1 protein-coding gene and 1 pseudogene are annotated in these 418 nt (G+C 44.5%); both read right to left on the bottom strand.

The annotated features are described in order from the left end of the window. Positions 1-206, bottom strand: a 206-nt coding sequence (locus tag J7R05_RS08460; protein ID WP_281388236.1) for an OB-fold domain-containing protein, incomplete at its 3' end; no start/stop codon positions are given. 3 nt (positions 207-209) lie between these two features. Further along, positions 210-418, bottom strand: a pseudogene (locus tag J7R05_RS08455) (crossover junction endodeoxyribonuclease RuvC); the annotation flags it as partial.

Genomic DNA, 418 nt, shown 5'->3' with positions numbered 1-418 from the left:
CGTTCAGCTTTTGTGGTAAAACCAAAAAGGCGAATGGCTTCTGCACGAGCATGCATTTCAATAAATAGGTTTAAATGTGCACCGAGGGTTGGTAAAGAAGATAAAAGCCTGTTGGACACAAAGACGCTATACCCCACGCCTTGCTCATCAAGAATGATGTGATCGTCACAGATGCTCGCAAGTATGCCTTTTAATTTGCCGAGCATGTATTAACCTTGTGAGCTGTAGGATAAGGTAGTACGGTCGGTGCTGTGGCAAAGTACCAGTGGGAGTGCATCAGCTGCGTCACTAGTATAAAAATGAGCACGTGGGAGAAGAGTTTTGACCATCATATAGATATGGTATATTGCGCCATGGCCCAAACAAATACCGGATTTTTTGATGGTGTGTGCGACATATTCAGAACCTGGAAGACCTC

Origin of the sequence: Bartonella capreoli, from assembly GCF_902813205.1 — a bacterium.
Taxonomy (GTDB): Bacteria; Pseudomonadota; Alphaproteobacteria; order Rhizobiales; family Rhizobiaceae; genus Bartonella; species Bartonella schoenbuchensis.
Note: the sequence above shows the minus strand (reverse complement) of the source record. Positions and strands in the feature narration are given on the sequence as shown.